The sequence below is a fragment of the Sphingomonas daechungensis genome (assembly GCF_039543105.1).
Lineage (GTDB): Bacteria > Pseudomonadota > Alphaproteobacteria > Sphingomonadales > Sphingomonadaceae > Sphingomicrobium > Sphingomicrobium daechungense.
In genome coordinates, this window is sequence record NZ_BAABJC010000001.1 from 873788 (window position 1) to 898601 (window position 24814).

General features: G+C 62.2%; 26 protein-coding genes. 10 read left to right on the forward strand and 16 right to left on the reverse strand.

What is annotated here, in order from left to right; genetic code table 11:
- Nucleotides 1–440: 440 nt before the first annotated feature.
- The 7 genes from ABD928_RS04570 to ABD928_RS04600 form a co-directional block, all read right to left on the reverse strand.
- Nucleotides 441–2285 carry a UvrD-helicase domain-containing protein gene (locus ABD928_RS04570; RefSeq protein ID WP_187714606.1) on the reverse strand — a complete coding sequence of 615 codons (1845 nt, stop codon included), beginning with the start codon at nt 2283–2285 and terminating at the stop codon, nt 441–443.
- Entirely contained in the window at nt 2282–4246 is a 1965-nt protein-coding gene (locus ABD928_RS04575; RefSeq protein ID WP_187714607.1) for an ATP-dependent nuclease, read from the reverse strand. The genes ABD928_RS04570 and ABD928_RS04575 overlap by 4 nt, the downstream gene beginning before the upstream one ends.
- Nucleotides 4247–4392: 146 nt before the next feature.
- Nucleotides 4393–4653 carry a hypothetical protein gene (locus ABD928_RS04580; protein WP_187714608.1) on the reverse strand — a complete coding sequence of 87 codons (261 nt, stop codon included), beginning with the start codon at nt 4651–4653 and terminating at the stop codon, nt 4393–4395.
- 11 nt (nt 4654–4664) lie between these two features.
- On the reverse strand, nt 4665–5246 hold the full coding sequence (locus ABD928_RS04585; RefSeq protein WP_187714609.1) for a hypothetical protein: 582 nt from the start codon (nt 5244–5246) through the stop codon (nt 4665–4667).
- A 38-nt stretch (nt 5247–5284) separates the two neighbouring features.
- The gene (locus tag ABD928_RS04590) at nt 5285–6352 is read right to left on the reverse strand and encodes a beta family protein (protein WP_187714610.1); all 1068 of its coding nucleotides are present in this window, start codon (nt 6350–6352) and stop codon (nt 5285–5287) included.
- A 10-nt stretch (nt 6353–6362) separates the two neighbouring features.
- Nucleotides 6363–6863 (reverse strand): ImmA/IrrE family metallo-endopeptidase, encoded by a 501-nt coding sequence (locus tag ABD928_RS04595; protein ID WP_345166550.1) that lies wholly within the window; start codon nt 6861–6863, stop codon nt 6363–6365.
- Entirely contained in the window at nt 6860–7270 is a 411-nt protein-coding gene (locus tag ABD928_RS04600) for a hypothetical protein (protein ID WP_345166553.1), read from the reverse strand. Before ABD928_RS04600 ends, ABD928_RS04595 begins: the two co-directional genes overlap by 4 nt.
- 644 nt (nt 7271–7914) lie before the next feature.
- On the opposite strand from ABD928_RS04600, the gene ABD928_RS15370 reads away from it, so the two are divergent.
- Nucleotides 7915–8115 carry a helix-turn-helix transcriptional regulator gene (locus tag ABD928_RS15370; RefSeq protein ID WP_187714613.1) on the forward strand — a complete coding sequence of 67 codons (201 nt, stop codon included), beginning with the start codon at nt 7915–7917 and terminating at the stop codon, nt 8113–8115.
- Between the two features lie 112 nt (nt 8116–8227).
- Here ABD928_RS15370 and xth read toward each other — a convergent pair whose 3' ends face one another.
- Both xth and ABD928_RS04610 read right to left on the reverse strand, forming a co-directional pair.
- Nucleotides 8228–9019, reverse strand: coding sequence for an exodeoxyribonuclease III (xth, locus tag ABD928_RS04605; protein WP_187714614.1), 792 nt, complete (start codon nt 9017–9019; stop codon nt 8228–8230).
- 232 nt (nt 9020–9251) lie between these two features.
- Nucleotides 9252–10454, reverse strand: a complete 1203-nt coding sequence (locus ABD928_RS04610) for a threonine synthase (RefSeq protein ID WP_345166558.1) — start codon at nt 10452–10454, stop codon at nt 9252–9254.
- Nucleotides 10455–10532: 78 nt separating this feature from the next.
- Here ABD928_RS04610 and ABD928_RS04615 point away from each other — a divergent pair, with 78 nt between their 5' ends.
- Entirely contained in the window at nt 10533–11456 is a 924-nt protein-coding gene (locus ABD928_RS04615) for a cation diffusion facilitator family transporter (protein ID WP_345166561.1), read from the forward strand.
- Between the two features lie 84 nt (nt 11457–11540).
- Nucleotides 11541–13667, forward strand: coding sequence for a TonB-dependent receptor (locus ABD928_RS04620; protein WP_187714616.1), 2127 nt, complete (start codon nt 11541–11543; stop codon nt 13665–13667).
- 87 nt (nt 13668–13754) lie between these two features.
- On the opposite strand, the gene ABD928_RS04625 is transcribed toward ABD928_RS04620, so the two are convergent.
- Genes ABD928_RS04625 through ABD928_RS04635 form a run of 3 tightly spaced genes read right to left on the reverse strand, consistent with a single transcriptional unit; the run spans nt 13755 to nt 15111 of the window.
- The gene (locus ABD928_RS04625; RefSeq protein ID WP_395622088.1) at nt 13755–13988 is read right to left on the reverse strand and encodes a hypothetical protein; all 234 of its coding nucleotides are present in this window, start codon (nt 13986–13988) and stop codon (nt 13755–13757) included.
- Nucleotides 13985–14386 carry a PspC domain-containing protein gene (locus ABD928_RS04630; RefSeq protein WP_187714618.1) on the reverse strand — a complete coding sequence of 134 codons (402 nt, stop codon included), beginning with the start codon at nt 14384–14386 and terminating at the stop codon, nt 13985–13987. Before ABD928_RS04630 ends, ABD928_RS04625 begins: the two co-directional genes overlap by 4 nt.
- Nucleotides 14387–14403: 17 nt before the next feature.
- Nucleotides 14404–15111 (reverse strand): PspA/IM30 family protein, encoded by a 708-nt coding sequence (locus tag ABD928_RS04635; RefSeq protein ID WP_187714619.1) that lies wholly within the window; start codon nt 15109–15111, stop codon nt 14404–14406.
- Nucleotides 15112–15545: 434 nt separating this feature from the next.
- Between ABD928_RS04635 and ABD928_RS04640 the strand changes: the two genes are divergently transcribed.
- Complete coding sequence (locus tag ABD928_RS04640; RefSeq protein ID WP_187714620.1) at nt 15546–15764, forward strand: hypothetical protein; 219 nt, start codon at nt 15546–15548, stop codon at nt 15762–15764.
- On the opposite strand, the gene ABD928_RS04645 is transcribed toward ABD928_RS04640, so the two are convergent.
- Complete coding sequence (locus ABD928_RS04645; RefSeq protein ID WP_187714621.1) at nt 15737–16030, reverse strand: DUF3297 family protein; 294 nt, start codon at nt 16028–16030, stop codon at nt 15737–15739. The two genes, ABD928_RS04640 and ABD928_RS04645, sit on opposite strands and share 28 nt — an antisense overlap.
- An 86-nt stretch (nt 16031–16116) precedes the next feature.
- On the opposite strand from ABD928_RS04645, the gene ABD928_RS04650 reads away from it, so the two are divergent.
- From ABD928_RS04650 to ABD928_RS04660, 3 genes are read left to right on the forward strand one after another with little or no spacing between them, the layout of a single operon-like run.
- Entirely contained in the window at nt 16117–17415 is a 1299-nt protein-coding gene (locus ABD928_RS04650) for a thiamine pyrophosphate-dependent enzyme (protein ID WP_187714622.1), read from the forward strand.
- Nucleotides 17412–18416 carry an alpha-ketoacid dehydrogenase subunit beta gene (locus tag ABD928_RS04655; protein WP_345170145.1) on the forward strand — a complete coding sequence of 335 codons (1005 nt, stop codon included), beginning with the start codon at nt 17412–17414 and terminating at the stop codon, nt 18414–18416. Before ABD928_RS04650 ends, ABD928_RS04655 begins: the two co-directional genes overlap by 4 nt.
- A gap of 5 nt (nt 18417–18421) precedes the next feature.
- Nucleotides 18422–19708, forward strand: coding sequence for a dihydrolipoamide acetyltransferase family protein (locus ABD928_RS04660; protein ID WP_187714623.1), 1287 nt, complete (start codon nt 18422–18424; stop codon nt 19706–19708).
- Between the two features lie 15 nt (nt 19709–19723).
- Here ABD928_RS04660 and ABD928_RS04665 read toward each other — a convergent pair whose 3' ends face one another.
- The 3 genes from ABD928_RS04665 to ABD928_RS04675 form a co-directional block, all read right to left on the reverse strand.
- Nucleotides 19724–20236 carry a DUF4402 domain-containing protein gene (locus ABD928_RS04665; RefSeq protein WP_187714624.1) on the reverse strand — a complete coding sequence of 171 codons (513 nt, stop codon included), beginning with the start codon at nt 20234–20236 and terminating at the stop codon, nt 19724–19726.
- A 100-nt stretch (nt 20237–20336) separates the two neighbouring features.
- Entirely contained in the window at nt 20337–20801 is a 465-nt protein-coding gene (locus tag ABD928_RS04670; RefSeq protein ID WP_345166572.1) for a nuclear transport factor 2 family protein, read from the reverse strand.
- Nucleotides 20802–20896: 95 nt separating this feature from the next.
- On the reverse strand, nt 20897–21316 hold the full coding sequence (locus ABD928_RS04675; protein ID WP_345166575.1) for a hypothetical protein: 420 nt from the start codon (nt 21314–21316) through the stop codon (nt 20897–20899).
- Between the two features lie 129 nt (nt 21317–21445).
- Between ABD928_RS04675 and ABD928_RS04680 the strand changes: the two genes are divergently transcribed.
- Genes ABD928_RS04680 through ABD928_RS04690 form a run of 3 tightly spaced genes read left to right on the forward strand, consistent with a single transcriptional unit; the run spans nt 21446 to nt 24813 of the window.
- Entirely contained in the window at nt 21446–21994 is a 549-nt protein-coding gene (locus ABD928_RS04680; RefSeq protein ID WP_187714627.1) for a retropepsin-like aspartic protease family protein, read from the forward strand.
- Between the two features lie 43 nt (nt 21995–22037).
- Complete coding sequence (locus ABD928_RS04685; RefSeq protein ID WP_345166578.1) at nt 22038–24356, forward strand: transketolase family protein; 2319 nt, start codon at nt 22038–22040, stop codon at nt 24354–24356.
- Between the two features lie 43 nt (nt 24357–24399).
- Nucleotides 24400–24813 (forward strand): hypothetical protein, encoded by a 414-nt coding sequence (locus ABD928_RS04690; protein WP_187714628.1) that lies wholly within the window; start codon nt 24400–24402, stop codon nt 24811–24813.
- Nucleotide 24814 lies beyond the last annotated feature (1 nt).

Sequence of the window (24814 nt, forward strand, 5' to 3'; positions counted from 1 at the left end):
TGAGACCGCATGAGCAGATCGTCAGCCGGTTGCCGATGAGGTCCATAATGTTCAGGTCTAAGGCAAATTTTGCAAGCGCGACGCTGAGCAGCGGGCTGCTGGTCAAGTTTTGGCGACCGCCACCCGCAGCTAAGAAATATGCTGAGAATAGTCCGCTTACGTCTCGAGTTTGGCACCCTAGGCACGGTGCGAAGCTGAAGTTAGCCGCTTAGCGGCACACAGACTTCCCAATGATTTGAGTGCCCATCATTGTTATGTCCGGTGCGCCACTTACTCAGATCCCCAGAACACCGTGATTCTTCGCTCTCACCCGACAAGATGAAGATGGGCGTTGGTTGTTGGCCGTTCGGAGAAATTCTGCCTTCGGTCGCTTTCGGCCCGTTGCACACACTCGGCTACTCACTGCTACGTCGTGCGAGCTGAAGTCAACCATCGCGTCATCAAACAAAAAAGACGCGCGGAAGTAGGTCGCCAAGCAGCTCTTCGAGCCATTCGATCGGTTGGCCGCGACCGCGGCAATACGTGAAGAAGGCGCGCTGCTTCGCGCGGGTCAGAGCCACGAAAAAGGCCTTAAGTTCTTCCTCGGCGCCTGGCTGCAGGCTGCGCCACGATCGGGAGTCCAGGCCGAAAAAGATGACGGTGTGGAACTCAAGGCCCTTGCTTTTATGGACCGTCATCAGCGGCACCTGACCAATACCTTCGAAACGGTCGAGCACTTCATTCCATGTCCCGCCGAGTTCGGCGGATTCCTCCAGCAGCAGCAGAAAGCCCTCGAGAACTCGCTCGAAGTCGGCATCACGCTGATAGGAAGGCGTGGCTCTACGAATGAGCGGCTCACCAATTTCGCGCAGCGCCAGTCGGCCTACGCCGCGCACGTTGGCGGCGGCGTCGGGAGCCTGTCGCCCCATCCGGACCCGGAGCCTTTTCGAGATTTCTTCCACCCTCGCGATCGCCCGTTCCTGGGCGATCTCGTCCTCCCCGTCCGGAGATTCGAGCCATTGCAGGACGGATCGCGCAGCCGCCCATGCATCGGCATTCCGCCGAGCCGCACCCAGCCGAAGGAAGGGTAGCAGGCTCTGCGTCAGCTCTTCGGCAAGCAGATCCTGGATCGCGATCGTCCCGACATTTCGCGCAACGTTGCGGAGAATCAGGCCGTGCCTCGTGAAGGCAGGTGCGAGCTCGTCCTCAACATTATTGGCGAGCATCCGGACCAAGATTGCGACGTCGTGCGGCTCGACCGAGCCGCCCTCGACCTTGCCCGCGATCCATTCCGCGAGGCCTTCGACTTCATCCTCGCGAGTCGGGAATTCCCAAATCGCCGCGATCGTGCCGTCGACAGTTCTACGACCGCGCGCAATGGCGTGCTCGACTGCCGGATCGATCCGAGTGGCCACGGCGTGCTGGATGGCGACCAGATCCTCATGCGAGCGCCAGTTGGATTGAAGCGCAGTGCATCGGGCACGAAAATCGGCGGTGAAACGAACGAAGGCCGCGTCCATCGCGCCCGCCCATCCCATGATCTTTTGCTTGTCATCGCCGACGGCCGTGAACACGCTATCGCTGCGGCCAAATGCCGTGCGAACGAGGTCGTACTGCGCTGTGGTCGTGTCTTGGAATTCGTCGAGGAATACATAAGGGTAGGTACTGATCAGGGCCTGGCGGATGCCGGGATTCGTTCGAAGCATATAGTCGACGAGGCGATTGATCATCGCGAACGTCAGATAGGCCCTGTCGAAATGCTCGTACTGGTCGCGCCAGTAGGGGCCGAGGATTTCGCGGGCACGCTCGTTCTCAACTTCCACGATCGGTAGAGGGCATTCGGCGACGGCGCGTCCGAGACGATCAGCCGCCACCCCGAAGCTGTGTCGCCGAATGAAGTCATTGCGTTCGTCCCGCGTGTCCATCGCGATGGCATAATTTGCCGGAGGTCGGAAATCCTCCGGAACGGCCTCGCGGAACTGGTCGAGCATATGCTTGGTGAATCCATCGAAGGTCATCGACACGAATCGCCGGGCCTGATCCGGTGCGCACCGCGCCACGATCCGGTCGGAGAGGTTGCGCGCAGCATCTCGCTTGAAGCTGATCGCAAGGATGCGTTTCGGCGCCGGACAGAGACCCGTCTCCAGTAGATAACTTCCCTTTTGGGCGAGAAATTCCGTCTTCCCGGCGCCTGCCCCTGCGGTCACGCAAACGCTTCGCTCCACCTCGCGGAGCGCCTCCCAGGCGCGCGGCTCGAGATCGTCGATCCCCTGCGGCCGCCACTCCTCAGGAGCGACGAGCGTCACTGGTCGAGCGTCTCGCGAACTCTTGTTAGGAGAGCCTTTAGCTCGGGCGGGGCGCCACTCCGCAGCCTTCGGTTCGACATACCGGCCAGCGCCCGAAGGTGTGCTTCGGGCTTACTCTCGCCGAGAAAGAGGTACGGGTACCAACGAAACCGGCTGTCCCATGAGTCGTCGTACAATTCCGGATTGCCGCCCGTCTTGAGCGTAGCGTCCTTGGCGCGCTCGGCTGCTCGTTCGCCCGTCTGCGGGCCACGTCCACCAGCTCGCGCGATCATATATTCGTCGTCGAACTTGCACAGCATCACGAAGTCGAGGTCGATCGGCGACGAGAAGAACACGTTTTCATCCTGAAGCGCCTTCAGCCAAACGTGATCCTGATCCTCCTCGAGAAGCTCCGCATCGTCGATGTCGGCTACGTTGTCGGGATCGATTTCCTCCGAGAGGACGGCCGCATTGTGCGACAGGTCGTTACCAATCCGGCGGAGTTGACCCACGATGGCCGCGATCACGGCAGCACCGCCATGAGCACGGCCGAGATCAAGGTCGAGGAGCGTCGCAAAGGGAATGTCGAGATCGTTCAGGAGCCGCCAGAAATAGCGCACGAACCGCCCACCGAGCGGAACGATCGGAACAAATGACCGGTCGAGCGGGAAGCCCATCGCCTCCGCAAGGCGAGGCAAAACGATCGCTTCGGACTCGCCTTCCGCAAGGATCACGAAACGCGCAAAATAGAGCTCCGGATAGGAGCGAACCGCAAGGCGGATGTAGCTGCGCGCTTCGCTACCCTCGGGCGGAAGGGTCAGCGCCCGGACCGATGATGCCCCAGTGTCGAGGTTGATGCGAGTATGACGTACCTCCTCCGGCTCGATGCGACTGAGGATGCTAGCGCTATGGCTCGATATCATCGATTGCGCCCCCTGCATCTCGCCGATGCTCCTCGCTTGACCCATGATCTTCGAGAGGAAGAACGGCGATAAGCTGTTCTCCGGCTCCTCGATTGCGAGCAGGGTCAGGTAGGTTCGCTTGAGCCGTTGTTGGTCGAATGCCGAGTCCTCGGCGTTGGCAGCAAGAGCGTCCCTTTCCATCTCGAGCGTGGCCGCGGTCAGGGCGATATGGAACAGGGATCGCTGACCGTCGCTCAGGTCTTCGAGGCGCCTCGGCTGTTCGGTATGATCGGGCAGGAAGTGGAACTCCGCGCGGCGCAGTAGGGCGTCGATCTTGTTCTCAATCAGCCGGAGAACTGGGCGCGCGTGGGTGTCCGCCTGTCGGACTTCGGCCCAGCGTCGCTCAAGGCGCTCAGAGACGAACTCGACCGGATCCTCGTCGGCAAACTGCGCCTGAAGCCTGTTGCCAGCATCTAGCGTGACCTCCGCCAAGCGTTCGGACCATTGCGCCGCCCGCCAAAGCCGGCTCTTCAGGAGTCCGGTGACCTGGTCGACCGCATTGCGGGTAGCGGGAACGTAGACGAGCTGGACGAAAGCGCGCTCGACCGGCTGCACTCGCGGGCATTCGTCCCAGTCGTACTCATCGCGGAGCGTTCGGACCCAGCGAACCTCCTCGGTGATTGTGCCTTCCGGAGTCGCATCGTCTTCCCATGTCGCCTGAAGCCTGATTCGCGCCTTGAGCGGAGCGCCCTCCTCGGTTGCGCACATGTGTTGGAAGACGTCCGGAACAGCATCTTCCTCTTCGCCCTCGTCGAGCTCCGGGAATGAGAGGACGCAGTCGATTGCAAGCACGGCGCCATCGGCAATCTCTGCGTCGTCGGCGGCTATATGGAAATCCGACTTCCGGACAGCGCGCTGCGCGGTAGACGTTCCGAACAGTCTGGCGAGCGCGTGGAAGACTGCCGTCTTGCCGGAGCCGTTAGGCCCGATCAGGGCCGTGACAGTTGGCTCAAACGGAATGGTGACACCATCCGGTCCGAAGCAGCGGAAACCCTCGATGGTCAGTCGTTCGATCTTCACGTCAAAGCCCTCGCGCGGAGACCCTTCACAGTGTCGCGCGAGCAGAGCAACTGAAGAAGTCTGACTCGTTCATGCACTCCGCGATTCCCAGGAGTGCAATGGCCTGCGCCTCACAACCAAATCGAGGCATGTAGGTGGCAGCATGGCTAGGCGTTCCAGTTGTGCACTAGGGTCCAACAAGCACTCACGCCGCGCATCGCATGGGGTCCGTAGGTCTCGTAGGCGACGTCATACACTTCGGACATTCGGCTGCTCGTTAGGTTTTCCGCGAACTCCCGAAGTGCATTTCTCGCCACGCGTTCTTCGGGGCCGGACGGGTCGGCCTTCTGGTAATCCTCCGCGAGTTGCCGAAGCTCTTTCGCTTGCCGTTGCAGCTCGCGGTGACGGATCGTTGCTTCACCGACCATCGTTCGTGCTCCTACTTGTATCCGCGACCAATGCGATCGACCTGCGTAGCCTCCATCGCTTGCCTCTTCCGCTGTTCATTGATGATCCAACCAGCCGCCATGCCGGCTACAAAAATCACCATCCCGATGCCCTTGCTGATTAGGAAGAAGGCCAGCGTGCCCACCACAAGTCCAGCCACGCCGATACTATCTCCTAGCTTGCGATCGTAACGCATGTCCGCGCTATCACCGAGGACAGTGCTGCCAGCTTCCGCGAGCTTCCTGAAGTCGCTTTCCGGATCGAGCCGCCCTGCCGCCACTTCCCGCGCTGTTATCCGATCGAGCATGACAGGGTTGATCATATCGCCTTCCATGGCTTCGACGTTGAGGAAGAGCTGGTATTCGCCTTCGCCGATGCGCTGAATCTCGGCTGCGATCTCTGGCGGGAAGCAATGTTCGGCGACTGCGATCAGGTTCCGGTGCGCTTCGAGCACCGTCACATATTCTTCCTGTGTGCGCGCTTCCTTGTTCAGCCGCGCAATCTCTTGCTGGAAGGCTCGCCAGTCGCCGCCCTGGGCCATGCGTTCGTGAAGCGAAGCGACCTCAGGGTTCATGTTATGCCTCCCCCTAACAACCTACCGGGTGTGACTGATCAGATGTCGACGAATGGCTCTTCTGTATCCCCGATCGCATCCGGCTCACCGAAGAATGCTTGTCGGTGCATGTGAATGTTGATGCGTGCGGCCGCTGCGACCGCCGGACTCCCAATCGCTCCCGGTAGTTCGTTCGCAGTGGTTTCGATGACGTATGTTCCCCAAATGCCTAGATCGCCCGGCCACACGGCATCGGCAATGACCCTCCGCGCAATCGCCGCGTAGGTCTCCGGGGTTGCCGAGCCGCCGTCCTGTCGAAACGACACCCACTCGGTGGTCGTGGGCACGTCCAGTCGGGGAATGTTCTTCATCGGAGCCGGGCCCGACCGCGGTCGAGTGCTGCCCCAGTCGCCGTAAGTCAGGTGCGCCGCGTTATGGCGGCGAACGAGGTTACTGTAGAGCGAGCGTTCCTTCATAGGGATCACTCCGCGAGCGCCGATGTTCCTGAAGGAGTCCGGGAAGCTGCTGCCACCGACAACCAGTTCGGCTTCGGGCTTCCCGTCTGTGATGCGCTCGATAATTTGCGAAGCCCACAGCTCCCTTCCGAGCAAATCATTCGACCATCCGGCATCCACGAAAAACGTCACGTCCTCGAAGCGCTGAAGCACCTCATCTACAGCCGTGAGCGGATTGATGATCGCGCCGTGTTCAAGGTGCACAACCAAGCCGCGGTCCAAGTTGTTAATGTGCGCGGTCTGTGCGTCCAGCTCTAGCAGGTTGCCACCTAGTATTCGCAGCACTGGGATAGCCGAAGGTATCGACCGCAGTACTTCGTAGTAGTTGGTGAAGCCATCGTTGGGGTCGAACAGCGCGTCGAATTGCGCTGCAGCTTCCTTGCCGCTGGACATTCCTTGGCGCGCGCGATCGAGATCCAGCGCGAACCGACGCCCGCCCATCGCTTCGACGATCTTTTCCCAAGTTCGGCTGAGCTCTTTGGCATTCGGCCACGGTGCGGCGAGAATGAGAGGGAAAATGCGATCCTTCGTTGTCGCCGGCAACTGGAACAGCGCCTTGATCTCCGCGACCCTCGTTTGGAGGATGGGACAATAAGCGATGTTCTGAAGCATTCAGAGCTTTCTACGCGACCCCCAACCTTACCTTCATAGCAGGCACGGAAACTCTGAAAATAGCCGCAAGCTCTTCCGCAACACTATCGGAGCGGACACCGCCCAGTCGTCTTAGTTCTTTCGAGACTTCATTGGCCGGCATTATGATCTCTGCCGCTAGCCTGTTGGCTTCAGTTTCCTTTCGCGAAGTGAGGCTCGATCGATACATAATGCTGTCCACAACGCCCGCGCCAATGTCGCCACGATGAAGCAGGTAATGGGCCACTTCGTGAGCTACTGTGAAGCGTTGTCGCTCCGGAACTTCGTATTTGTTCACCTTGATTTCAAAGCCCGCAGGCGCATCGGCCGAAGGCTGGATTAGACCCGAGATTTTCGGCGGGAGCGGCGCGCGCACAACCTTGAGGCCGAGTTCTTCGGCCAGCTCACCCACCTTTACTGGATACGTGGTAAGGTATCGCCGCGCGATCGCGGCCTTATCAGCGTCCACGCGGCTCCAAAGAGCAGCCGTCATTCTTCTCCGTCTTCCTTATTTTCTTCATCGTCCTCGGCCCCGACGACCGGAATAATGCCTTCGTAGATGATCTCCGTCGCTCGCGTTTCCAGCATCTGGTAGAGCGGCCGACCTTCCTTGAAGCCCTCGTTCAAAAACTCTTCGGTGCGCTGATGCACTCGACCCTGAATTGCGTTCCAACCGATGACGCCGAACACAGCCAGGAATATCGCGAGCACCGTCATGAGCAGCGACACGGCCGTCAGCATGATCGAGATGAAGTCAGCGTAGGACAAGGAATAGCTGCTTGTGCCAAAGTTTCGAGTGAGCGCCCCACCGAGAACGCCGGACACGAGGCAGAGCACGGCGACACCTAGCGCCTTCAGCCACCAACCCGAGTTCGGCGCTTGTGAGTTCGACTGTGTCACCCGTTAACCCCGGAACATTATAAGAACATATAGGTCCACGCGTCGGTGCGTCAACGTCCCCGTTCCACCTTCTGAAACATTCGAGATGGGCCTGTCTACCTAGCGAAGTTCGCCTCGATTGCGCGCCTGTTGCGTCAGAGATCGGCACCAAGCTCGCGCAAGCCGCATTTTTCTGGTCTGTGGCTCTTTGATCTTGCGGCCAGCAATCGTGAGCTCGGATGCGGGCTATTCCAGCTCGCTCAAGCGGCCTCTTCCATCTCCCTTTTGGGCGTTACTGGGCGGACGCTCGGCGTGTCAGGTGCCTCGCTCTCAACCGAATGTAAGGCGATTCTGGCGAGGTGGCGCACCGGACAGGATTCGAACTTCGGCCCCTTTTTGCCTGACGGCGAAGCGGGGGCATTCACCCCACGAGCGCACGCGGCTGCCCGCTGAATTCTAGCAAAGCTCAACCGACCGACAATTCGGTGACCCCAGGTCCGCTCAATTCGTCGCTGCTGTTGTAACCTCGCCCCTTACAACAGCCGACGGGTCCTGTTGTGAACGCCGCCGCTACAACAGTGGGCACGTGCAGGAATGCACGGGAGCGGACATGAAGGTCTGAACAGGTTGAGCTGGCGCCCGCGCCTAAACATCACGGAGCAATCATGAACAACGATAAATATCTTCGGCGTAGAGAAGTGGAGAAGGTAACGGGCCTCAGCCGTTCGACGATCTATCGCCGAATCGACCGAGGCACCTTTCCTCGGCCATTTGACTTGGGTGGGAACGCGGTCCGCTGGCGCGAAAGAGACCTAGTCGTGTGGAAAAGCAATCATCGTCCGACAGGGGTCGCGGCCAATGACTAATCATGTGGGGGTAAGAACGGGGGTAGCGCTCAGTGCAAGTCCGACTAATCTCATGTGTTCGCAGTTGTTTAGGAGCCAGAATATGAATCCTGCATCCGGCACCAGCTTCTCCTTAGACCTTCAGCTCGATCCAGGTCGGCGCGTGGTCGCTGGTCTTGTCCCAGCCGCGCGGTTCGCGATCGACGCCGGCTTTTACCAGCTTCTCGGCCAGCGGCGGGCTGAGCAGGAGGTGGTCGATGCGGATGCCCGCGTCGCGCTGGAACGAGTTCCGCCAGTAATGCCAGAAGGTGTAGATGCGCTCGTCCGGGTGCAAGGAGCGGAGCGCGTCGGTCCACCCTTGCGCAACAAGCACTTTGAATTTCTCCCGCGCCTGCGGTGAGAAGAGCGCGTCCTTCGCCCAGCGCTCCGGCTTGTAGACGTCCTGCTCCGTCGGGATGACGTTGAAATCGCCCATCAGCATCGCCGGCAAGCCACTATCCAGCAGGTGCCGCGCATAGGCGTCCAGCCGGTCCATCCAGGCGAGCTTGTAGTCGAATTTGGGACCCGGCCATGGATTGCCGTTCGGGAGGTAGAGATTGCCGATCAGGATCCCGCAAATCGCAGCTTCGATATAGCGGCTCTGCTCATCGTTCGGATCGCCGGGAAGGCCGCGGCCCGTTTCGACCGGTTCGCCGACCCGGCTGAGCAAGGCGACGCCGTTCCAGCTCTTTTGTCCGTGCCAGATCGCCGAATAGCCAAAGGCTTCGATGTCTTTCGCCGGAAATGCCTCATCAGTGCATTTCAACTCCTGAAGGCCGACGACATGGGGACGAGCTTCTTCGAGCCAGCGAAGCAAGACGGGGAGTCGGGAATTGATTCCGTTGATGTTGTAGGTCGCGATTCGAAGCGTCTGCTTTTTGGTCATCGGCGCCACGAACCCCTGACCGCGACAATCGGTTTCCAGGGCTCGGACATTGGAATGCCGAGTCCCACAGGTTTATCCACTGGTGCATCCACAGTTTTGATCGGTCACATGCAAGATTAATCTGGAACAATCGGCGGGGTGAAGTATTGTTGCTTTGTGCTTCACGACCCGAAAGGGAAAGGAAGCATGGAACCCCGGCAGCTTCGGTTGCCGGGGTTTACTTTTTTGTGCGTTAGAGCGCGCTCGCCTCCGCACTTCCCAACTCCAGTCGTCGCGACGCATCCGGCAGCGGATACTTGTTCCCGTTCGCGCAATTGAAAAGCAAAGCCGTCTCGCCGCGTCCGACCAGGCCGCTTCCTAGCGCCATCCGCCAGCCGGCCAGCACCGCTCCGCCTTCAGGGCAAAGCAGCAGTCCATCGTCGCGAGCAACGTCTTCGACGGCCCGCAGGATGTCCTGTTCTTCGACGGCGATTGCCGTTCCGCCGCTTTCGCGGACCGCGCGCAGGATCAGGAAGTCGCCGACCGCGCTGGGTACGCGGATGCCGGTAGCGACCGTCGCCGCGCCTTCCCACCGCTCCGCGAACTCGTCGCCTCGCTCAAACGCCCGGACCATCGGCGCGCAGCCGGCCGCCTGGATGGCGTACATGCGCGGTCGCTCCGGCCCGATCAGCCCGACCGCTTCCAGTTCGTCGAACGCCTTCCACATCCCGATGAGGCCGGTGCCGCCGCCGGTCGGGTAGAAGATTGCGTCTGGAATTTTCCAGCCGAGCTGCTCGACCAGTTCGAAGCCCATGACCTTCTTGCCTTCCAGGCGGTAGGGCTCCTTCAACGTCGAGCAGTCGAACCACCGCCCTTCGGCGGCGCCCTCGCGGATCAGTCGGCCGCATTCGTCGATCTGCCCGTCCGCCACCCACACCCGAGCGCCGTAGGCCGCGGTTTCGCGAACATTGATTTCCGGCGTTTCCGCGGGACAGACGACGACCGCTTCCATCCCCGCCCGCGCTGCATAAGCCGCCAGCGCAGCACCCGCATTGCCGTTGGTAGGGAGCGCGACGCTGCGGATCCCGAATTGCTTCGCCATCGATACGGCCATCGTGAGCCCGCGTGCCTTGAACGAGCCCGTCGGCAAACGCCCCTCGTCCTTCACTAGCAGGCTTTTCGTCCCCGCCTTTGAAGCCGTGACCCGGAGCGGGATGATCGGAGTTTCCGGCTCACCGAGGCTGACCGGCTCAACTTCCTCCGCCAATGGCAGCAGCTCGCGCCATTTCCACATCCCCGGTTGGCGCGCGGCAAGGCTTTGGCGGGTCATCGTCTGGCGAGCCCGATCGCTATCGTAGCGGACCAGCAGCGGCTTTCCCGCCTTGCTTAGGTTGTGCGGCTGGCCTGCGGGATAGTGCTCACCGGTAAGCGAGCATTCGAGATGGGAGACGAACATGCCGACGCACTAGCCTTCGCGGCCTCGCTGGCAAGCCTGCTTGCTCCCGACTCCGCGCGACATTAGGCTTTCGGCCGCATGGCAGGCCACAACCACGACCATAGCCATTCCCCCGCGGACTTCGGTTGGGCTTTCCTCATCGGGACGGTGCTCAATCTGACCTTCGTCGTGGTCGAGGCAGTCTTCGGCCTGATCGCCAATTCCACTGCCTTGCTGGCGGACGCGGGGCACAATCTTTCCGACGTCTTCGGTCTGCTCGTGGCCTGGGCAGGCGCTGCGCTGGTCAAGCGGAAGCCGTCGGCGCGCTTTTCCTACGGACTTAAGAAAAGCTCGATCCTCGCTGCTCTGATCAATGCGCTGGTCCTCCTGGTCGCCGTCGGCGCGATAATTGCGGAGGCTCTGCAACGGCTGTCGCATCCGGAACCGTCCAACGGCCGCTTGGTGATGATCGTGGCTGCCGTCGGCATCCTGGTGAACGGGATCACGGCCTGGCTGTTTGCCAAGGGCCGCCATGACGACATCAACATCCGCGGAGCCTTCCTTCACATGACCGCCGACGCCGCGGTTTCGGCCGCGGTCGTCGTCGCGGGCTATCTGATGATCATGACGGGAGCGCTCTGGATCGACCCGATCATCAGCCTGCTCGTGGCCGCTTTCATCTTGTGGGGCACATGGAGCCTGCTGACCGAGTCCGTTTCGATGACCCTTGCCGGCGTTCCCAAGGGAATCGACCCGGACCAGGTTTCGAGCGCTCTATCGAAGCTGCCCGGAGTCGAGGACACACACCATCTGCACATCTGGGCACTGAGCACGACCGAGACCGCACTGACGGTCCATCTGGTGGTCGGCCATGATGTAAACCGCGACGTCATCCTCCGCCAGGCGCGGGCTTATGTGCATCAGCTGTTCGGGATTTCTCATTCGACCATCCAGGTCGAACATCTCGGGGCCGAAGCCGAACACCATTGTCACGAAGGCCACCACAACGAGGGATGCCTTTAAAACCCTCCGTTCGTCGAGAATCGCTTGTAACAGTATAACATCCGCTCTACGCGGCACGCTTCGTTACGTAGCCAATCAGGACTGATGGAAACCTCGCGACTGGCCCTTGCGGCAGCCCTCACCCTCCTTGCATCCCCCGCTCTGGCCGCCGAAACGGCGAGCACGAATGCGGATTCCTCTGCGGCCGCGGCCGCGGCGACCGCCGATCCCGTACCGGGAAGCGCCGAAGACGCGCACCACGCGCAATCGGATGAGATCATCGTCACCGGCATCCGCAAGAAGTCGAGCGATGTCATTGGCGGCATTTCCGTGCTGGATGCAGGCGACCTCACCCGGGAGTTGCGGGTCAGCATCGGCGAGACACTGGCGCGGCAGCCGGGCGTCAGCGCGACCAGCTTCGGCCCGACGGCGTCGGCTCCGGTCCTTCGCGGCTTGTCCGGAGATCGCGTCCGGGTTCTGACCGACGGCATCGGCAGCCTGGACGTATCGTCTTCGGGGCCCGACCATGCGATTTCCATCAACCCGATCACCGCCGATCGCATCGAGGTCCTTCGCGGACCCTCGGCCCTGATGTTCGGATCTTCCGCGATTGGCGGCGTCGTCAATGTCATCGACACGCGCATTCCGCGTCGCGTCCCTAAGAACGTAGTCGGAGTAAACGTTCTCGCAGGCTACGGGTCCGCCGCTGACGAGCGGTTGCTCAACGGAGCGTTCGACGTGCCGGTTGCCGGGAAGTTCGTCTTTCATGTCGACGGCAACTGGACCAAGACCGACGATCTTCGCACCGGCGGCTTCATCTTGTCGAAAGACCTCCGCGAGCAGGCAGCAGCCAGTCCCGATCCGGACATTCAGGCCCTTGCCGATCTGAAAGGCGATCTCCCCAATTCCGCATCGGAATCGAAGGAAGGGGCGATCGGTTTCGCTTATATCGACGGCGGCCTGAACGTCGGCGCCTCGGTCACCCGGCACACCGCCAAGTATGAAGTGCCGATCCGTTATTCGCTCGTCCCTGGGATCGAGGCGGAAGCGCCGACCATCGACCAGGAGCAGACGCGCTACGACTTCCGCGCCGAAGTGCCGATCTCCGGCTTTTTCAACCAGGTGCGCGCACGGGCCGGCTATGCCGACTATCACCACGATGAACTGGAGGAGAATGGCGACGTCGGCTCCAGCTTCTTCAGCAAGGGCGGTGAAGGCCGCTTTGAACTGGTGCAATCGGAACGCCAGGGCTGGGGCGGAACGTCCGGCATCCAGTATCTCGACCGCAATGCCAGGATCCGCGGCGACGAGAAATTCCTTCCGGACAGCGACCAGAGGCAAACGGGGCTGTTCACACTGCAGACCTTGGTTCGCGGCCCACTTCGGCTGGAAGGCGGCGCCCGCATCGAGTTCAGCAAGCTCACCGCCGACGCGGACGTGCAACTCGGAACGCCGGACCTGTCTCGGAACTTCACGACCTGGTCCGGATCGCTCGGCGGCAAGTACGAATTCACGCCGGGCTGGCGTGCGGGTCTGACGGTATCGCGAAGCGCGCGTGCACCATCGATCGACGAACTCTTCGCCAACGGCCCGCACGGCGGCAGCCAGTCGTTCGAAATCGGCGACCCGAACCTCGATCCGGAAACCAGCCTCAGCGTCGAAGGCTCTTTGAATGGAGACGCTGGACCGGTGAACCTGTCGGCAAACGTCTACTACAGTCACTTCTCGAACTTCATTTTCCAGGCACCGACGGGGGCTGTCCTCGACGACCTGCCGGTGTTCCAGACCCGCGAGGGCGCGGCGAACTATTACGGGTTCGAAGCCCAGGCGAGTGCAAAGCTCGGCGAAGCGCTCGGTGTGCGCTGGAAGGGCGAGATCCAGGCCGATGCAGTCCATGCCACGGTGAAGAATTATGGTCCGGCGCCGTTCATTCCGCCTTTCCGAATCTTGGGCGCGCTGGAGGGAACGCGGGGCGAAGTCGACGGGCGGCTTGAGGTCGAGCATGCCTTCGCGCACACCCGCACTGCGCCGATCGAGACCGACACGCCCGGCTACACCTTGGTGAACGCCTCGGTGGACTGGCACGTCTTTTCTGCCAACCCGGAATTCTCGCTGTCGCTGGTAGCGAACAACATCTTCGATGTCGTCGCCCGGCGCAGCACGAGTATGCTCAAGGATTATGCCCCGCTTGGCGGCCGCGACATTCGACTGACGGCCCGGCTGGGCTTCTAGCACTTCGGCAAAAGGAAGGCGGCCCGGCCAAGGGGATAGCCGGGCCGCCTGCCGCTGATCTGGGGAGAGCGGCGGGGGAAACTGTCTTTAGAGGTCGATCCCTGCGGCGATCGCTTCCAGCTTGCGGACCCGTTCGCGAAGGTCGGCCATTTCGATCCGGTTGCCTGCGGGCGGAAGGTGCCGGTCGCCGATGTCGTGGGTCAGCTCCATGCGCTTCAGCTCGAGCCAGCCGTTCCATCCCTTGAGAGCAGCAAGGCTTGCTCCGGACAGTCCGGCGAAGACACCACCTGCAAGAATGCCAATCGTCAGCGGTTCCATCACTTCTCCTCCCGGAGCGCTTCGATTTCGCGCGCCAGCTCGTCATTGGTTGAATTGATGTGGTCGTCGATCGCCATCAGGCGGCGGTCGGTTTCGTCCAGCTGGGTCCGTAGCGCGTGAGTAGTCGGACGGACGCGGCTGACATCTTCCATTCGGTCGAAGTCGCTGCGCTGCCGGCGCTCGTATCCACGGACGGCCTGGTTGCGCTGCAGGTGCAGGTAGATGCCGGCGCCGACGTAGGCGATCAGAGCGAGCTTCCAGCTAATCAGGATCGCTGCGGCGACGAAGCCAACGCGGATGAAAGTCGGGTCGACGTTGAGCGTTTCGCCGATCGTCGAGCACACGCCTGCAAGCTTCTTGTCATGGCGATCCATCGAATAGCGGTAGTTGTAGCGGGACATATCCCTTCCCCTTTCGTTTACTTGGTGCGAGCCGCGAGAGCGGCCTTCATGGCTTCCAGTTCGGCATCGACCTTTTCATTGGCGCGAAGCTCAGCGATCTCTTCCTCGAGGCTCTTGGGGCCGGTCATCCCCAGCGCTTCCGCGCGGCCTTCGGCGAAATCGGCGTGGCGCTCCAGCACCTCGAACTTGGCGAATGCGTCGAGCGTGCGGCTGCCGTGCATCACTTCGCGAGCCTTGGCGCGGGCAACCGCGCTTTCGATCCGCGCCGAAATGGCGTTCTGCCGGGCGCGGGCTTCCCGAAGCTTGGTCTGAAGCTTGGTGATATCGGCTTCGTAGCTGCGCAGGACGGTCTCAATCTGGTCCATCTCCGAGCGGAGGCCGTCGGCCATTTCAGCCGCCTTCTGCTTCTCGACGAGCGCCTGCTTCGCCAGGTCCTCGCGGCCCTTCGACAGCGCCAGTTCGGCCTTGTCGGTCCAGCCGATCTGCAGCTCGTCCAGCCGGCCGATCGCGCGCTTCATTTCCTTGGCGTCCGCGATCGAGCGTGCTGCACTCGCCCGGAGCTCGACGAGCGTTTCCTCCATCTCCAGGATGATCATGCGGATCATCCGGGCGGGATCCTCCGCCCGCTCCAGCAACTCGGCCATGTTCGCTGCGAAGATGTCTCTTGCGCGAGTAAAGACCGGTCCGTTGAACCAGGTGGCGAGCGGGGTGCTGCCGGAATTCATAACCTCGGTTTCCTTCACGAGCCGTGGCGTCCTAACCGGTGCCTTTGCTTGGATGATTTCGAGTTCAGGCATTGGCCGAGACTGCGACGGGGCTCGCGACCGAAGCCGGGCCAACCGCGGCGGAGACCGCGACGGAGCTCAGGAAAAGCGCTGCTGCCAGAGCAGTAAGCGTACGAGTGAATTGCGACTGACCGGACATTTCTAATCTCCCTTTTCGCCGGTCCGCTTCAACAGCTGCGGGCCGGTGCCAGATACTATTCAAAGGGCGTGCCAATCCCGCAAAACTGCGAAAAATGGCTCAGGAAGCTCGGCTAAGAGGGGGAGTTGGCGGGAATTGCCACCTACGCTTGGTGAAGAATCCCAACCTGTCCGTCGGGAGCCGGTTGGTAAGTTCCGCGTTGAGAGGTCAAACGCAGTTCGAAAGGATCAAAAGAATGTTGGGCAAGCTTGCGGGAGCATTCATTGGAGAGAAGCTCGCCGGCCGTAACCGCGGCGTTCGGGGAGCGCTGATCGGCGCCGGCGTAGCCGCAGTCGCTCGGCGTGGATTTGGACCGCTGGCGCTCGCCCTAGGCGCCGGTTGGGCGGCGAAGAAGGTGTGGGACAAGCGGCAGGGCCGCAGCCAGGCTTACCCTTCGGAAGCTTCGCCTTCCTGACCATCCGCGCCGTTGACAGGCTGGATGTAGGGTTCGACCTTGCCCTTGAGCTTCAAGGTCATCGGGTTGCCGTACCGGTCGCGGCTGCGGCCGGCCGCAACTTTGATCCAGCCTTCCGACACGCAATATTCCTCGACGTTGGTCTTCTCGTTCCCATTGAACTTGATGCCGACGCCTTGCTTGAGGATGTCCTCGTTGAAGTGTGGGCTGCGGGGATCGAGCGACAAGCGGTCGGGAAGCTCGGCGGAAGGCGTATCGTCAGGCATGGCGCGCGCCCTAGCCTTGCGTGCCTTCCAAGGTCAACGCACGCCAGTTGCCGCGTCCGTGACTCCGGACTAAGCGCCTCAACCAGATGAGCGACAAGGACCCTGCCCCGCTGAAGTCGAACCGGCCCAAGCTTTCGCTGTACGTGCCCGAGCCGCCGGCGCGACCGGGAGAGATTCCCGACTTCTCGAAAATCCAGGTTCCTGCAGCGGGTACCGCGCCGCGCCCGGACGTGGCAGCTCCCGCAATTGAAACGCATCCGCTGACCATGTCGCTGGTGCGCGTGCTCGATGAGGAAAACAACGCGGTCGGTCCGTGGGATCCGAAGCTGGATCCCGAGACGCTGCGCAAGATGCTCCGGGACATGGTCACGGTCCGCGTCTTCGACGACCGCATGTACCGCGCTCAGCGGCAGGGCAAGACCAGCTTCTACATGAAGTGCACGGGCGAAGAGGCGATCGCGGTCTCGGCTGCCAACGCGCTCGACCGCGAGGACATGAACTTCCCGACCTACCGGCAGCAGGGCCTGTTGATCGCTCGCGGCTATCCGATGGTCGAGATGATGAACCAGATCTACTCGAACAAGGGCGACAAGCTACAGGGCCGCCAGCTGCCGATCATGTATTCGGACAAGGCGCACGGCTTCTTCTCGATCTCCGGCAACCTCGGCACGCAATATCCACAGGCCGTGGGATGGGCGATGGGCAGCGCGATCAAGGGCGACAGCCGCATCGCCATGGGCTGGACCGGCGAAGGCGCGACGGCGGAAGGTGACTTCCACGCGGCATTGACCTTCGCGACGGTTTACAACGCGCCGGTCATCCTCGCCGTGGTCAACAATCAGTGGGCGATCTCCAGCTACTCCGGCATCGCCGGGGGTGAGCGCGCGACCTTCGCCCAGCGGGCGCTAGGTTACGGCGTTGCCGGTCTTCGCGTCGATGGTAACGATGCGCTCGCCGTATTCGCCGCAGTCCGATGGGCGGCCGACCGGGCTCGATCCAACAATGGGCCAACGCTGATTGAGTTCTTCACATATCGCGCAGAGGGTCATTCGACGTCCGACGATCCATCCGGATATCGCCCGTCGGACGAGGCGAAGGCCTGGCCGCTCGGCGATCCGATCGAACGTCTCAAAGGGCACCTGATCAAGCTGGGCGAGTGGGACGAGGAGCGCCACGCGGCATTGGTGGATGAGGCGGCCGCCCAGGTTCGCAACGCACAAAAGGAAGCGGAGAAGAAGGGCACGCTCGCGACAGCGACGATCGACTTCCCCCAGGACGTCCGCACCATGTTCAGCGACGTCTACGAGGAAATGCCCTGGAACTTGCAGGAACAACAGCAGGCCATGGTCGATGAGCTGGAGGCGAAGCGCCAATGGCCTCGATGAACATGATCCAGGCGCTCAACAGCGCCCATGATGTGATGATGGAGCGTGACCCGGACATGGTCGTGCTCGGCGAGGACGTCGGCTTCTTCGGTGGCGTCTTCCGCGTCACTGAGGGCCTGCAGAAGAAGTACGGCAAGCAGCGCGTGTTCGACACACCGATCGCCGAGAACGGCATCGTCGCGACCGCGATCGGCATGGCGACCTACGGCCTTCGTCCCGTCGCCGAGATCCAGTTCGCCGACTACATCTACCCGGCCTACGACCAGATCGTTTCCGAGGCTGCGCGCATCCGTTACCGCACCTCAGGCGAATGGACGGTGCCGCTTGTCATCCGCTCCCCCTATGGCGGCGGCATCTTCGGCGGACAGACCCATAGCCAGTCGACCGAGGCGCTGTTCGCCCACGTCTCCGGCGTGAAGACGGTCATCCCGTCAAACCCCTACGATGCCAAGGGCCTGCTGATCTCCGCCATCGAGGACAACGACCCTGTCCTCTTCTTCGAGCCGAAGCGCATCTACAACGGCCCGTTCGACGGCTTCTTCGACCGCCCGCTGACCCCTTGGGCCAAGACCGACGCGGCCGATGTTCCCGAAGGCTATTACAAGGTCCCGCTCGGCAAGGCGGCAGTCGTACGCGAGGGTGAGGAAGTCACCATCCTCTCCTACGGGACCATGGTGCACGTGACGCTGGCGACGGTTCGCGAGCTGGACATCGACGCGGAAGTCATCGACCTTCGTTCGATCGTGCCGCTCGACATCGAGACCATCGAGGAATCGGTAAAGAAGACCGGCCGTTGCGTCGTCGTCCACGAAGCCACGCGAACAAACGGCTTTGGAGCCGAGCTGGCGGCGCTGGTGCAGGAGCGCTGCTTCTATCATCTCGAAGCCCCCGTGCAGCGGGCGACCGGCTTCGACACGCCCTACCCCCACTCGCTCGAGTGGGCCTATTTCCCGGGCCCTGTGCGCATCGGCACAGCCATCAGAAAAGCAGTGGAGGCCTAAGGCGCATGGCCCGTTTCGAATTCAGGCTTCCGGACATCGGCGAAGGCATTGCCGAAGCAGAGATCGTCGCCTGGCACGTCAAGGTCGGCGACACGATCGAGGAAGACCAGCAGCTTGCCGACTTGATGACCGACAAGGCGACAGTCGAAATGGAATCGCCGGTCGCGGGCAAGATCCTGCAGCTTGCGGGCGAGGTCGGTGAGCAGATCCCGATCGGATCGATCCTCGCGGTGATCGAAACGGAAGGCGCTGCCGCGGCCGACGCGCCTGCCAAGGCCGAGCCGGTCGAAGAGGAAGTGCCGCTCGCCGATGGTGCAGTGGCTCCGACCGAAGCGCAGGAAGAGAATATCCCGGTGACCAAGGTCGCGGAGCAGGCACCACCGCCGCCTTCGCCGCGGGTCGAGCCCGAAGTCGCCGAGAAGGAGCCTTCTCACGGCAAGGTGCTGACATCCCCGGCGGTCCGCGCGCGTGCCCGCGACCTCGGTATCGATCTGTCGCAGGTGAAGACGACCGGCGACCGGGTTCGCCACTCCGATCTCGACGCATATCTGCTTTACAACGGCGGCACCGTGGCGGCTCGAGGAAGCACCAGCGCTCCGCGTACCGACGAGACGATCAAGGTCGTCGGCCTTCGCCGCAAGATCGCCGAGAACATGGCCGAGGCGAACCGGCGGATTCAGCACTTTACCTTGGTCGAGGAGTTCGACGTCACTGCGCTTGAGGAAGCGCGGCAGATCATGAACCGCGATCGCGGCAACAATCCAAAGCTGACACTTCTGCCCTTCCTCATCACGGCCATGTCGCGGGCCCTGGCCGATTGGCCGATGCTCAACGCGACTTTCGATGACGAGGCGATGGTCGTGACCCGGCACGGGCCGGTTCACATGGGCATGGCGACGCAGACGCCCAACGGCTTGATGGTCGCAACCATTCGCGACGCGCAGGGCAAATCGATCTGGGAGCTCGCTGCCGAGATCACGCGCCTGTCCGAAGCTGCGAGGACCGGAAAGGCGTCCCGCGAGGAACTGAGCGGCGCAACCTTCACCATTTCCAGCCTCGGCCCGATGGGCGGCATCACATCGACGCCGGTGGTCAATCCTCCTCAGGTCGCGATCGTCGCCGTGAACAAGATCGAGGAAAAGCTGGTCCCGATCGACGACGAGATCGAGATCCGGAAGCGGATGAACCTCTCGCTCTCGTGCGACCATCGCGTCGTCGACGGGTGGGATGCCGCCAGCTTCATGCAGGCGCTGAAGCCGCTTATCGAGAACCCGCTGCGGCTGCTGAGCTAGTCCGAGCCCTTCGGCCTAGAGATAGGTCGCGGTCACGTCGAAAGTCGCCTGATAGAGCCCTTCCGGCTGGTTCGCATTCACGAAGATGATGCCGCCGACCCCGAAGAAGAAATTGCGGGTCACCGGATCGATCGTGCGCACGTTCGGGCCATCCAGCGTAAGCGCCAGGACCGGGATCGTGTCGCCAAGGCCGTTGTCGAGCGCGAGCGGCTGGGTGATGGTGACGATGACCTGCTGGTTGGGCGAACCGGCGGTGGCGAAATAGCCGCGATTGCCCGGATCGCTGGCGACGCCGGTCACTCCGCCGATTGTCGTCCGGTTGCCGGTCGTGGCGTTGACGGAAACGGCGCCGGACAATGGCGAGGGGACCACCGTCCCGAAACTCAGGTCGTCGATCTTGGTCAACTGCAGCGGAACCAGGATCAGCGCGCGGCCCGTCGCTGGCTGCGGAGGCGCGACCGGCGCCGCGACGGCCGGCGTCGCGGACGCGGCGAGCCCAGCCGCGATCAGCAGTTTGCAGAGCCTCATCACATAATTCCTCTGGTCAATACCCGAGCAACTATGCCGACAAAGCCCTGCACCCCGTTGAATATGGCTGGTTAATTCGCTGTTTTCCTTGATTTTCCGATCAGTGAGGTTCCGGCCCGGAATAGGTCCAACTGGCGATCTTCCAGCCGCCATCTCCCTGATCGAGAACGAAGGTCATCGTCCCCGCGGCCGATTTCGCCTTTCCGCCTTGCTTGAAGCGATAGATGGTCGGAACGACGACGTAGGCGGATTTCCCGTCCGAGACCGAGCGGATCGGCGACGCATATCCCAGGCTGCCATCGCTGATTCCGCGCGCCGCTGAGTCCTTGCCGTAATCCTCCAGCCAGCGCTTGGCGACGTCCGGGCCGGTCCAGATATGCGGAGCGAACTCATCGACGATCACGGCATTGGCGGCGTGTCCCGACAGGAAGGCGTTCATGTCGCCGGCGTTGAACTTGTCGAGCCAGGTGGTAACGGCTGCCGCGGCGTCCTCCGCCGGCCCAGCCTGAACCGGTGACGCAAACACGAGCGCGGCCGACGCCGCGAGCAAGAATAATCCCCTCATGCACGATCCCCTGCGGCCGAATCGTACGCAAACTTGGTGAGCGCTGGCCGAGCGCCACGCAGTCTGGGGATGCGGGAAGTCGGGACCGAAGGCAATCAGCCCTTGATGATCTTGCTATGGTCCTTGTTGCTGACGAGGATTTTCATCTCGTCGCCGGCCTTCAACTTGTAGAATTCCTCGTCGCGGCCGGTGAACTTTAGCTGGGAGGTCTGGTAGCTGCCGTCCTGAGGGGCCGTGTAGCTGACCTTCACCACGGCGGTGCCGTCCACGGCTTTCTTGCGCTGCGCCGGGCTTTGTGCGGCAAGCTCCTTGAACTCGTCCGTCGAGCTGCACGAGTCGGTCACGGTTTCGCGCTTACCGTCCGTCCAAACGCGATCGTACCGGCATTCGCGGTCGATCAGGAATATGTTGGCCTTGGCCGGCTTGTAGTTCATCCCACGATCCGCGACGGCGAAGCCACCGACCACCGCAACAAAACCCACGGCGGCAATCGCGCCGTACGAAAAATAGCTCATCATTACCCCCGTTGAGCCACACTCAGCAGAACGGAAAATAATCGGGCACGGTTACGAAAACGTAGACGCCAACCGGCAAGGGCTTGCGATTTAGACGTTTCTTTACCGGGCTGCCGTAATCATTCGGCGATGGTCCGGGCATACTTCATCTTCCTGCTCGTCGCCGGGATGTTCGGCGCCCTGTTGAGCAATTGCGGGTCGCGCACGGCAACAGGCGCCAGCAGCAGCGAACCCAATGCCTTCGAAAAAGAGAAGGCCTATCAGGCTGAAGTCCTCCAGAAAGGTTATGAGGTCAACGACGACAGCTATGCCGGGCAGGATGTCGTGGAACTCGAACGCCAGCCGGACGGCCATTTCTATGCCGACGTCGAGATCAACAACATCCCGATTCACGTCCTGGTCGATACCGGCGCAAGCGGGATCGCGCTCAGCCGTGACGACGCCCGCAAGGCCGGACTCGCGACGTCCATCGGCATGTACGACGTCGTCGGCGAAGGTGCTGGCGGTGACGTTAAAGGCGAGTTCGTAAAGCTCGACACCGTACGCCTCGGCAAGCAGACCGCCCGCGAGGTGCCTGCCATCGTTCTCGACGGCGGGCAGATGTCGCTGCTCGGCCAGAGCTTCCTCCGCCAGTTCGACACGGTGGAGATCAAGGGCGACAAGATGGTCCTGCGCTAGGGGGCAGCTTTTCGACAACCTCCGGCTGGTCTAGTCCGGTCGAATGCTGAAGCCCGTCACGACCGACATTGAAGCGCTGAAGATCATCGACGACCGCCTGCGCTGGCTGTCCGCGTGGACGATTCATCACGCCAATCACATTCGCGAGAATACCGACGGCCTGAAAGTCGGCGGGCATCAGGCGAGCTGCGCGTCGATGACGAGCATCATGACGGCGCTGTATTTCCACGCGCTGGGACCCAACGACCGCGTCGCGGTGAAGCCCCATGCGGGGCCGGTGCTGCACGCCGTCCACTATCTGCTCGGATCGCAGAGCCGCGAATCCCTGGAGAACTTTCGCGGCTTTGGCGGGGCGCAAAGCTATCCCAGCCGGACGAAGGACAGCATTCCTGTCGATTTCTCCACCGGCTCGGTAGGTCTCGGCGTCGCCATCACCCTCTTCTCCAGCATCGTGCAGGATTACCTGACTGCTCACGGCCTGATGAACGAACAGGATCGCGGTCGCTTTGTCGCGCTGGTCGGCGACGCGGAGCTCGATGAGGGCAACATCTACGAAGCGCTTATCGAGGGATCGAAGCACGACGTCCGCAACCTGTGGTGGATCATCGACTACAACCGCCAGAGCCTCGACGCGACGACCGCCGACCGAATGTTCGGCCGATTCGACGAAATTTTCGCCAGCTGCGGATGGCGTGTCCAGACGCTGAAGTACGGCAAGCTGCAGCAGGCTGCGTTCGCGGAAAAGGGCGGTGCGGAGTTGCAGCGCTGGATCGATGAGGCCAGCAACGCCGATTATGCGGCGCTGACATACCTCGGCGGAAAGGCGTGGCGGGACCGCCTCCTCGCCGATGCGCCGAAGTCCAAGCCGATCCTGGACCGCCGGAGCGACGACGAGCTTCAGCGGCTGATGACCAACCTCGCCGGACACGACATCGAAAGCATGATCGAGGCATTCGACCGCTGCGACGACGATCAACCGACGCTGTTCATCGCGTATACGATCAAGGGCTTCGGCCTGCCGTTTGCCGGCCACAAGGATAACCATTCCGGCCTGATGAACCCGACCCAGATGGCTGCCTGGCGCGAGGCGATGGGCGTGGCCGAAGGCAAGGAGTGGGAGCGGCTGGAAGGGGTCGGGGAAAATGCCCGCCCGGGCGTAGACACTGTGCTGGAGCGAAGCCGGATCGCCCGTGAAAAGCGACCGCGATCGTTCGGACAGTTGGAAGTTCCCGCCATTCCCACTCCCGCCGGTGACGAACAATCCACGCAGGCGGCCTTCGGACGCATCCTCCTCGACCTCGCGAAGTCAGGGGGTTCGCTTGCCGACCGGATCGTGACGACGTCCCCCGATGTCACGGTCTCGACCAATCTCGGTGCCTGGGTCAATCAGCGCGGTCTCTTCCGACGCGAGGAGATTGCCGACGTTTTTGCAAGAGAAAAGATTGCGTCAGCACAAAAATGGTCTTCGGCAAACAGAGGCCAGCACATCGAGCTAGGCATCGCGGAGAACAACCTCTTCCTGATGCTGGCGGCGGCAGGGCTTGCTGGTGACCAGTTCGGCGCTCGTCTGGCCCCGGTCGGCACTCTCTACGATCCCTTTATCGCCCGCGGCCTCGATGCGTTGAATTACGCTTGCTACCAGGACGCCCGCTTTATCCTCGTGGCGACACCGAGCGGCCTGACGCTCGGTCCGGAGGGGGGCGCACACCAATCCATCAATCCTCCGCTCATCGCGCTCGGGCAGCCGGGCATCCGGCACTACGAGCCGGCCTTCGCCGATGAACTGGCAGCAATGATGGAGCTGGCCTTCAAGCTGATCGACAATCCGGACGGCGAGAGCACGTACCTTCGCCTTTCGACCCGCAATGTCCGCCAAGTTTCGCGCGAGGATGACGAGTGGCGGGACGGCGCTTTGAAGGGCGGCTATTGGCTGTGCACGCCGGCCGACGGCGCGGAGGCGGCAATCGTCGCCATGGGCGCCGTCATGCCGGAGGCTCTTGCAGCGTGGGAAGAGCTTCGAGACGACATCCCGGGCCTCGGCCTACTTTCGGTCACGTCGCCCGACCTGCTTCACCGCGGATGGAGTGCATCGCAGGCGTCGCGCTGGGCCGGCGGCGGCGAGCCGAGCCACGTTGAACGACTGTTGTCGAAGCTAGGGCGCGGCGCCGGCCTTGTCACCATCGCCGACGCTTCCCCTGCCTCGCTCTCGTGGCTCGGAGGCGTCCTTGGCCAGCGGGTTGCGCCGTTGGGTGTCGAGCGCTTCGGCCAGACCGGCAATCTCGCTGACCTATTCGCTGCCTACCGCCTCGACGGGGCCGCAATCACCGAGGCGGCCGCGGAGATTCTGCTCCAGAACGGATGAACGAGCCACGGCTTGGAAAGGCCTTGGCGGCCATTTCCTTCCCATGCGGCCGTTCAGCCAGAAGCACGGGTATGCGAAGGGCGATATTGCCATCCAGGGCGATAGCGTTCGGCAGGTTTGGGGCGCGGACGAGCGCGTTGAAGCGCCGCGCAAGCCGCTCCGCCGCGATCCGCCCGCCCTCCGCGTGGTTCCGGTGCGGACCGATTGCGAACTTCGTATCCGCTTGGGTGAAGAGTTAGACTGTGCCCGCCGGATGCTCGACATCACGGGCGATGCGCTTTCGGCGGATCCGGTCGCCGTCGCTCGCCATACGGTGTCCCTCCAGTATCTCGACAAGGTCGGCCAGATGCTCGGCCATATCGCCAACATCGTCCGGTGGAGCGATCCGACTGCCACGATCGAAGAGATTGGCATGGGCGACCTCAAGGCTCGGCTTACCCGGACAGGTGCTCTCTAGC

Excerpts from the sequence above, each read along its gene's own strand:
- ABD928_RS15370 (WP_187714613.1), top strand. The coding sequence starts at position 7,915 with ATGAACAACGATAAATATCTTCGGCGTAGAGAAGTGGAGAAGGTAACG.
- ABD928_RS04620 (WP_187714616.1), top strand. The coding sequence starts at position 11,541 with ATGGAAACCTCGCGACTGGCCCTTGCGGCAGCCCTCACCCTCCTTGCA.
- ABD928_RS04680 (WP_187714627.1), top strand. The coding sequence starts at position 21,446 with ATGGTCCGGGCATACTTCATCTTCCTGCTCGTCGCCGGGATGTTCGGC.
- ABD928_RS04645 (WP_187714621.1), bottom strand. The coding sequence starts at position 16,030 with ATGCCTGACGATACGCCTTCCGCCGAGCTTCCCGACCGCTTGTCGCTC.
- ABD928_RS04615 (WP_345166561.1), top strand. The coding sequence starts at position 10,533 with ATGGCAGGCCACAACCACGACCATAGCCATTCCCCCGCGGACTTCGGT.
- ABD928_RS04580 (WP_187714608.1), bottom strand. The coding sequence starts at position 4,653 with ATGGTCGGTGAAGCAACGATCCGTCACCGCGAGCTGCAACGGCAAGCG.
- xth (WP_187714614.1), bottom strand. The coding sequence starts at position 9,019 with ATGACCAAAAAGCAGACGCTTCGAATCGCGACCTACAACATCAACGGA.
- ABD928_RS04675 (WP_345166575.1), bottom strand. The coding sequence starts at position 21,316 with ATGAGCTATTTTTCGTACGGCGCGATTGCCGCCGTGGGTTTTGTTGCG.
- ABD928_RS04610 (WP_345166558.1), bottom strand. The coding sequence starts at position 10,454 with ATGTTCGTCTCCCATCTCGAATGCTCGCTTACCGGTGAGCACTATCCC.
- ABD928_RS04635 (WP_187714619.1), bottom strand. The coding sequence starts at position 15,111 with ATGAATTCCGGCAGCACCCCGCTCGCCACCTGGTTCAACGGACCGGTC.
- ABD928_RS04655 (WP_345170145.1), top strand. The coding sequence starts at position 17,412 with ATGAACATGATCCAGGCGCTCAACAGCGCCCATGATGTGATGATGGAG.
- ABD928_RS04670 (WP_345166572.1), bottom strand. The coding sequence starts at position 20,801 with ATGAGGGGATTATTCTTGCTCGCGGCGTCGGCCGCGCTCGTGTTTGCG.
- ABD928_RS04595 (WP_345166550.1), bottom strand. The coding sequence starts at position 6,863 with ATGACGGCTGCTCTTTGGAGCCGCGTGGACGCTGATAAGGCCGCGATC.
- ABD928_RS04660 (WP_187714623.1), top strand. The coding sequence starts at position 18,422 with ATGGCCCGTTTCGAATTCAGGCTTCCGGACATCGGCGAAGGCATTGCC.
- ABD928_RS04650 (WP_187714622.1), top strand. The coding sequence starts at position 16,117 with ATGAGCGACAAGGACCCTGCCCCGCTGAAGTCGAACCGGCCCAAGCTT.
- ABD928_RS04630 (WP_187714618.1), bottom strand. The coding sequence starts at position 14,386 with ATGTCCCGCTACAACTACCGCTATTCGATGGATCGCCATGACAAGAAG.
- ABD928_RS04685 (WP_345166578.1), top strand. The coding sequence starts at position 22,038 with ATGCTGAAGCCCGTCACGACCGACATTGAAGCGCTGAAGATCATCGAC.
- ABD928_RS04640 (WP_187714620.1), top strand. The coding sequence starts at position 15,546 with ATGTTGGGCAAGCTTGCGGGAGCATTCATTGGAGAGAAGCTCGCCGGC.
- ABD928_RS04665 (WP_187714624.1), bottom strand. The coding sequence starts at position 20,236 with ATGAGGCTCTGCAAACTGCTGATCGCGGCTGGGCTCGCCGCGTCCGCG.
- ABD928_RS04585 (WP_187714609.1), bottom strand. The coding sequence starts at position 5,246 with ATGAACCCTGAGGTCGCTTCGCTTCACGAACGCATGGCCCAGGGCGGC.
- ABD928_RS04690 (WP_187714628.1), top strand. The coding sequence starts at position 24,400 with ATGCGGCCGTTCAGCCAGAAGCACGGGTATGCGAAGGGCGATATTGCC.
- ABD928_RS04590 (WP_187714610.1), bottom strand. The coding sequence starts at position 6,352 with ATGCTTCAGAACATCGCTTATTGTCCCATCCTCCAAACGAGGGTCGCG.